At 31.1% G+C, this 7,615-nt stretch carries 5 protein-coding genes; 2 read left to right on the top strand and 3 right to left on the bottom strand.

The features are described from left to right. Nucleotides 1–359: 359 nt before the first annotated feature. Nucleotides 360–3,632 carry a carbamoyl-phosphate synthase large subunit gene (carB, locus tag ACYQ19_RS08615; RefSeq protein ID WP_459979019.1) on the bottom strand — a complete coding sequence of 1,091 codons (3,273 nt, stop codon included), beginning with the start codon at nt 3,630–3,632 and terminating at the stop codon, nt 360–362. Between the two features lie 95 nt (nt 3,633–3,727). Between carB and ACYQ19_RS08610 the strand changes: the two genes are divergently transcribed. Then, the gene (locus ACYQ19_RS08610) at nt 3,728–4,543 is read left to right on the top strand and encodes a 3'-5' exonuclease (RefSeq protein ID WP_459979018.1); all 816 of its coding nucleotides are present in this window, start codon (nt 3,728–3,730) and stop codon (nt 4,541–4,543) included. Here ACYQ19_RS08610 and ACYQ19_RS08605 read toward each other — a convergent pair. Next, on the bottom strand, nt 4,531–5,295 hold the full coding sequence (locus tag ACYQ19_RS08605; RefSeq protein ID WP_459979017.1) for a glycerophosphodiester phosphodiesterase: 765 nt from the start codon (nt 5,293–5,295) through the stop codon (nt 4,531–4,533). The two genes, ACYQ19_RS08610 and ACYQ19_RS08605, sit on opposite strands and share 13 nt — an antisense overlap. Before the next feature lie 61 nt (nt 5,296–5,356). On the opposite strand from ACYQ19_RS08605, the gene ACYQ19_RS08600 reads away from it, so the two are divergent. Next, on the top strand, nt 5,357–6,142 hold the full coding sequence (locus tag ACYQ19_RS08600; protein WP_459979016.1) for an undecaprenyl-diphosphate phosphatase: 786 nt from the start codon (nt 5,357–5,359) through the stop codon (nt 6,140–6,142). On the opposite strand, the gene ACYQ19_RS08595 is transcribed toward ACYQ19_RS08600, so the two are convergent. Continuing rightward, nucleotides 6,129–7,598 (bottom strand): sensor domain-containing diguanylate cyclase, encoded by a 1,470-nt coding sequence (locus ACYQ19_RS08595; RefSeq protein WP_459979015.1) that lies wholly within the window; start codon nt 7,596–7,598, stop codon nt 6,129–6,131. The two genes, ACYQ19_RS08600 and ACYQ19_RS08595, sit on opposite strands and share 14 nt — an antisense overlap. Nucleotides 7,599–7,615: the final 17 nt, after the last annotated feature.

Genomic DNA, 7,615 nt, shown 5'->3' with positions numbered 1-7,615 from the left:
TCTTTTCTTATCTAATTTATACCTAGTTTAGAGTCTTGCAATGCTATGAGATGGTTTCTTTAAGTTTTATTCATGTGATTTTTTTATTTCATAAATATTTTGTTTCTTCCTAAATATATAAAGTTGATACTGCATAATTCAATTTATATATATCACGCACTTATTATTTCTTTTACTTATTATTATATAACTTTATAAACTCTTGTATATTTATTCTAAAATTCTTTTTTGATCATAAAGTCATACACTATATACCTAATTGTTATCAATTATATTATTGCTTCTTATTAATGATATATTAGTTTATTATGTCATTGTTATTATATTTATAAAAAAGATGTAAAAGAAAAAAAGAAAGATTAATTTTTAAAGTAATCCTGAATGGATTTTACTTTCTCTTCGCTTGTTTGTAAGAACTCAATCGCTTCAACAGCAGCAAATGCCGCCGCAATTGTTGTAAAGTAAGGAATTCCTTGATTTAGCACCTCTCTTCTTATTATTTTAGCATCATCTTTGCTTGCTTTATTATCGCTTGTATTAATAACAAGTGCAATTTCTTCGTTTTTGATCATATCTACGATATTAGGTCTGCCCTCACTGATTTTCAAAACTCTTTGACATTCTATTCCTGCTTCACTAATTACTTTATATGTTCCACTTGTAGCAACTATTTCAAATCCATGGCTTTTTAATGCTTTTGCAAGCTCAGGCGCAAATTCTTTATCTATATCCGTAAGTGAAATAAACACTTTTCCACTTGTTGGAAGGAAATTTTTACATGCAGCCTGAGATTTTGCAAAACTCTCCCCAAAGCTTTCACTGATTCCCATAACTTCACCTGTTGATTTCATTTCAGGTCCAAGTATTAAATCTGCTCCAGGTAATTTATTAAATGGAAATACAGCTTCTTTAACGGCAATATGCCCTTTTTGTTTTGGTTTAAACACATTTCCGTCAAATGTTACAACCCCAAATTTGTCATAAAAACTAAGCGCTTCTTGCAATACTTTACCATTATTTACTTCAGGGTTATATGCTAAATTCCACATAACTCTTGTAGCAACTTTTGCCAGAGGAAGTCCCGTAGCCTTAGATACAAACGGAACAGTCCTACTTGCTCTTGGGTTTACTTCAATTAAATATAGTTTATCTTTATGAAGGGCGTATTGGATATTTAAAAGCCCTTTAACACCAAGTTTAAGAGCTATTTGTTTTGTTGCGTTTTCTATTTCTTTAATTTTTTCTTCACTAATACTAACAGCTGGAAGCGAACACGCACTGTCCCCTGAGTGAATTCCGGCCTCTTCAATATGCTGCATAATTCCACCGATATACACTTCTTTTGTATCACTTATAGCATCTACGTCAAGTTCTATTGCTCTATCTAAAAATTTATCTATTAAAACAGGACTCTCATTAGATACGCTTACTGCTTCATCCATATATGCTTTAAGTTCATTTTCATTATAAACTATTCTCATAGCCCTTCCGCCAAGCACGTAACTTGGTCTTACAAGCACCGGATAACCGATATTTTCAGCTATTTTATAAGCTTCCTTTTTTGTAAAAGCGGTTCCGTTTGCCGGCTGATTAAGACCAAGTTCTTCTATAAATGCAGAAAATTTTTCCCTATCTTCTGCCGTATCAATTACCTCAGCAGATGTTCCTATAATATTTGCATTGATATTCGTTAGTGATTTGGCAAGTTTAAGAGGGGTTTGTCCTCCAAATTGAACAATAACACCATCCGGTCTTTCAAGTTCAACCACATTTCTAACTCTTTCAAACGTAATAGGTTCAAAATAAAGAACATCACTGGTATCGTAATCTGTTGAGACGGTTTCCGGGTTGCAGTTATACATAATTGTTTTAACACCCAAATCTTCAAGTGCAAATGCCGCATGCACACAGCAGTAGTCAAATTCAATACCTTGCCCGATTCTGTTAGGTCCTCCACCTAAAATCAACACTTTTTTATCGTTTTCAAGATCACTCTTTCTCAAAGGCACGTTTTTAGTAACATTTACACTTGAATAAAGATAACTTGTAGTAGTGTCAAATTCGGCCGCACACGTATCGACTTCGTTGTAGTCGATTTCAACACCAAATTTTTTTCTTGCCTGATATACGCCCTCTTCGGTTTTGCCTATAAGTTTGGCAATCATCCTATCACTAAATCCATATGTTTTGGCTTTTCTTAACAGATCTTCGTTCTCTAAGATTGCAGGGGTTATCTCTTTTTCAAGTTCTACAATCTCTTTAATCTGATTTAAAAACCATGGATCGATTTTACATATATCAAATATTTCGTCAATGCTTTTGCCTCTTCTAAACGCTTCGGCAACGTAAAGCAGTCTGTTTTCATTAGGCGTTCTTATATTTCTAATAAGTTCATCTTCACTGCATTCTATTTTTTCAAATCCATCAAGCCCTGTTTCAAGTGAATAAAGAGCCTTTTGCACAGATTCTTTAAACGTTCTTCCTATCGCCATAACTTCCCCTACACTTTTCATAGAAGTAGTAAGGGTTGAATCAGCCTGAGGAAATTTTTCAAATGTAAATCTTGGAATTTTTGTAACAACATAGTCAATTACCGGCTCAAAGCTTGCAGCAGTTCCCGTAATATCGTTTTTAATTTCATCTAAAGTAAATCCTACCGCCAAAAGTGTAGCAATTTTTGCAATCGGATAACCTGTGGCTTTAGACGCAAGAGCGGAGCTTCTACTAACCCTAGGATTCATTTCAATTACAATCATTCTTCCGTTTTTTGGGTTTACGGCAAACTGAACATTACTTCCACCTGTATCAACACCTATTTCCCTAAGAATCGCAAAAGAGGCATCCCTCATTTTCTGATATTCTTTATCAGTCAAAGTCAGTGCCGGTGCAACGGTAATGCTATCCCCCGTATGAACCCCCATAGGATCTACGTTTTCAATCGAACAGACTATAATACAGTTATCGTTTTTATCCCTGATAACTTCCATTTCATATTCTTTCCATCCAAGAAGCGATTCAAGTATTTCTATTTCATTGATGGGACTTGCTTCGATACCCGTTTTTGCTAAAGCTTCAAACTCTTCCATATTATATGCCACACCGCTTCCAAGTCCTCCCAAAGTATATGCAGCCCTGACTATTAAAGGAAACCCTATTTCTTTTGCAATTGCTACAGCTTCATCAAGCGTATGAGCGGTTTCGCTTCTGGCCATATCAAGACCGATTCTTTCTATTGCTTTTTTAAATTCTTCCCTGTCTTCACCTTTTTTAATAGCTTCCGGGTCCGCACCTAAAAATTCAATACCTTCAAGCATTCCTTTTTCATACATTTCCATTGCAACGTTAAGAGCGGTCTGACCACCCATAGTAGGAAGTATCGCATCAACATTTTCTTTTTTTATGATTTTTGCAACCACTTCGGAAGTAATAGGTTCTATATATGTGGCATCCGCAAACTCGGGATCAGTCATAATAGTAGCCGGGTTTGAATTAACAAGAACAACCCTGTATCCGAGTGATTTAAGCGTTTTTGCGGCTTGAACGCCGGAATAGTCAAATTCACAGGCCTGTCCTATTACTATAGGACCGGAACCTATAAGCAATATAGTTTTAATATCTTCTCTTTTTGGCATACGGAACCTTTTTTATATGTAATTATATCTTAATAATGAAAAATGGAAAATGCCAAAATGAAAATTAATGTATAATTCCATAAAAAAGGGATACGTTGAGTTTACCTCAAAAAATTGAAACATTAAGACTTGCTACGGCTTTTAATAAAAAAACAAGAGAATATGCTATAGAAAAATTAAAAAATGATAAAAAATACCTTCTTAATTGTTTAAATGAAGATCTTAGCGATAATGTAATTTTTAGAAATTATCAAGATTATTTAATTTCGGTAGCGTTAGAAGAAGAAGGAAAAATGAGACGTTTTAAGCCTATAAAAAGGCAAAAGGTATTTTCGACAAAAGAGTTTTTAAAATTATATATTAACGATTTAGAACAAGTCCCTCAAGAATTTAAAATTAAAAAAATAGGTGTATTCGATACTGAAACCACGGATATTTACGGATATATTATATCTTACGCAATAGTTATCCAGGATATGCAAACCCTTCAAACTGAGGAAATTTACGATTTTTTGAATCCTAAAGCGAAAATCAGTGAAGAAGCGTATGAAGTTCACAAAATAAAACAAGAAGACATAGAGCACAAACCTACATTTGCAGAAAAAAAAGATGAATTTCTAAATATATTCAATTCACTTGATATGGTGGTAGGACATAATGTTTTATATGACTTCGGGGTTTTAAAAAGAGAACTTGAAAGAGCCGAACATTTTCCAAATATAATTGACATCCCTATTTTTGACACTATGTATTATTCTGCCGATGTTGTAGTGCTTGAAAAGAAAAAAATGCCAAGACTTGAAGAGTGTGTGGCTTTTTTCTTCGGAAAACAAAACGTAAATTATCATGATGCGTTGGAAGACGTTAAAATGACTCTAAAAGTGTTTAACAGACTTCTTCAGGAAAAATAATCACAAAAAACACCTTTTACACCCATTTCAAACAACTTTTTTTGTTCTATCTTATCATTCACCGTATAAACATTGGTAAAAACGCCTATATCTAATAAATCTGCGACATCCTTTTTATCTACGTTAAATTTATCAATATTATAGGCGTCAACATTTAATAATTTAATATAATTAACCAAATTATCGGTTTTTTTATCAAACAGGGCCGCTTTATAAAAGCCATTTATCATTTTTACATAATTATGATTAAAAGAGGAAATTAAAATCAAATGTTTTACATCGAATTTTTCAATTCTTTGTAATATATCACTTACTATAAACTCATCATCTAAAAAAGAAGGTTTTATTTCCAAATTGGCTGGAAAATTATATTTTTTTATTAATAAAAGCACTTCATCCAGTAAAGGAATTGAGTTTTTGGGAAAAGAGAGATTATTATAATCCAAATCTTTATTAAAAGGATTTGATTTTATAAACCAGGAAACATTGTCGAGTTTTCTTATATCCTCATATGTAAATTCACATAAATTATAACTTTTTCTTTTAAAGATTTCTTTTACGTTTGTGGTTCTGGGCAAACTTTCATCATGAAAAACCACCGGTATTTTGTCTTTTGTATATTGAACGTCAAACTCAAACATATCAAAATATTTAATTGCGGCTTTAAAAGCCGCGATTGTATTTTCAGGATAAAAAGCCCTATAACCTCTATGTGCTATGCAGATATGTTTTTTTTTAAAAACATCAAACACTTTTTGCCTTTATTATTTTTAAATATTATAATTCCTTTTATTTAAAAAACAAAGGTTTACAATGTCTATATTAGATAGCATTATACTCGGAATAGTTGAGGGAATTACAGAGTTTTTACCAATATCATCCACAGCACATATGATAATAGTTTCCACCCTTTTAGGTTTAAAACAAAGCGTGGAAAATGTTGCATTTGAAGTTATAATACAGCTTGGTGCGACATTGGCAATAGTGTGGATATATTTGGAAAAAATAAACTTTAAAGAAATAAATCTTTGGAAAAAAGTGATTCTTGCTTTTTTACCTCTTGCGGTTATAGGGTTTTTATTAAGACATCAAATTAAAGAACTTTTTACAATTAAAACAGCCGCATGGATGTTTATAATAGGTGGAATAATATTCTTTATTGTAGAAAAAATATATTCCGAAGAAAAAGTTAAAATTAATGATGTTGAAAAAGTAACAGCAAAACAGGCACTGGTTATAGGATTTTTTCAGGTATTTGCCCTAATACCCGGAACAAGCAGAAGCGGAGCGACAATAATAGGTGGAATGCTAAGCGGACTTTCCAGAAAAACAGCGGCGGATTTTAGTTTTTTACTTGCGATCCCTACGATGTTTGCCGCAAGCGGTTATGAACTGGTAAAAAATATTAACTCATTCACTAATCAAAATATTTTGGTTTTATCTGTAGGTTTTATTGTCAGTTTTATTGCAAGCTATCTGGCTGTAAAACTTTTTTTAAAATTTGTTCAAAAATACACATTAAACGCGTTTGGTATATATAGAATAGTTTTTGGAATTATTCTGCTTTATTTGATAAACCAGGGAATTATTGTCCAATAACCCTGTTTCTTCCTTCATTTTTTGCCTTATACAGATATTCATCCGCCTGATTTAGTTTCTCTTCGAAATTGTGCTTATTTACGTTTGAAACAACACCAAAACTCGCAGTAAATTTAGGCACATGTTCATTAATGTTATTTTCGATATTCATTCTTAATTTTTCAGCTATTTTCATTGCAGCTTTTTTATTACCGGTAGCAAGAATAATTAAAAACTCTTCACCGCCCCATCTTGCAATTAAATCTTCTTTTCTTAAATTATTCTGCAAGATATTTGCAATCTCCTTTAAAACTTCATCCCCCGTTTTATGTCCGTATTTATCATTAATATGTTTAAATTTATCAATATCTAAAAAAATTATTGAAAAGTTTTTTTCAAGCTTTGGTAAAATTTTCAAAAGGCCTCTTCTGTTTAATAGTTTAGTTAAAGGATCCTTATAAGAAGACTCTTTCAATAAATCCAGATATTTGGATCGCTTTTTAATATAAAGATGCAATAACAAACCGGAAACAATAAATAATATCGTAACAATAATTCCTAATAATAGATAAAGTGTTTTTTGTTCGTTTAAATAATTATCCCTTTTTATTGAAACGAAATATGCTATAGTTTTGCCGCTTATATTTTTAATAGGCAATATCATTAAAATGTATTTTTCATTTTTATATGCTGTCAAATAAATATATTTTTTATTAAAGTTAACTATTTTTGAAAATTTTTTTTCCAACTTTTTAAGGTCATCTTTATTCAGATACTTTAAACTTAAAGCAAAATCCAACACTTTTTTATCCCAAACCAAATTCTTATCCAGCATACTCTCAATTCTGTACTTTTTATCTTTATTTAGATAATTCCATACTTTCTTTTTAATATCCGATTTTTTTAACAATAGTCCGTAAAAAGCAGGATATGATTTATAAATCATATTAATAATCGGTTTTGCAGAAAATGATATTTCCACAGACCCTATAAACCTGCCTTTGTAAAAGAGAGGATATACGTTTCTGAATCCATTAAAAATCCTACCTTCTTCAAAACCTCTTATAATTTTTTTATTTTTATTAACATAAACCAATGAAGGTCTGATATTTTTTAAAGAATCCCCATATTTGTCAAGTCTATGAAACCTAAGAAAACTTATTTCGTCTAAAAGGTGAAAATGTAATTGTCTAATTCCGTATTTTTGTAAAAATTTATATATGTTTTCGAGCTTTTCCGTTAATTTTGCTCTTAAAACATTTCTTTTATTTTTATCTATATTTGCTTGATATATTATTTTTAATATTTCCGGTTTGTTTATATTTAAAAAAAATATTGTATCGGCGATATTATTCAAAGAAATTGTTGATGTTTCAAACACATGCGTAAATAATTGATACTGCTCATTTAAATAATTGTTTTCCGTCTTTTTGTATTGATAATAAATATAATAAACACTAAAAATAAAAACCGCCAAAAAAAATAAATAAAAAA

Source organism: Nautilia lithotrophica (genome assembly GCF_054656815.1).
The sequence above is the reverse complement of the archived record's forward strand: the minus strand, read 5'-3'. Positions and strand labels throughout refer to the sequence as shown.

What these genes read in the sequence shown, in the direction of transcription:
- carB (WP_459979019.1), bottom strand. Translation starts at nt 3,632, where the DNA reads ATGCCAAAAAGAGAAGATATTAAAACTATATTGCTTATAGGTTCCGGT.
- ACYQ19_RS08600 (WP_459979016.1), top strand. Translation starts at nt 5,357, where the DNA reads ATGTCTATATTAGATAGCATTATACTCGGAATAGTTGAGGGAATTACA.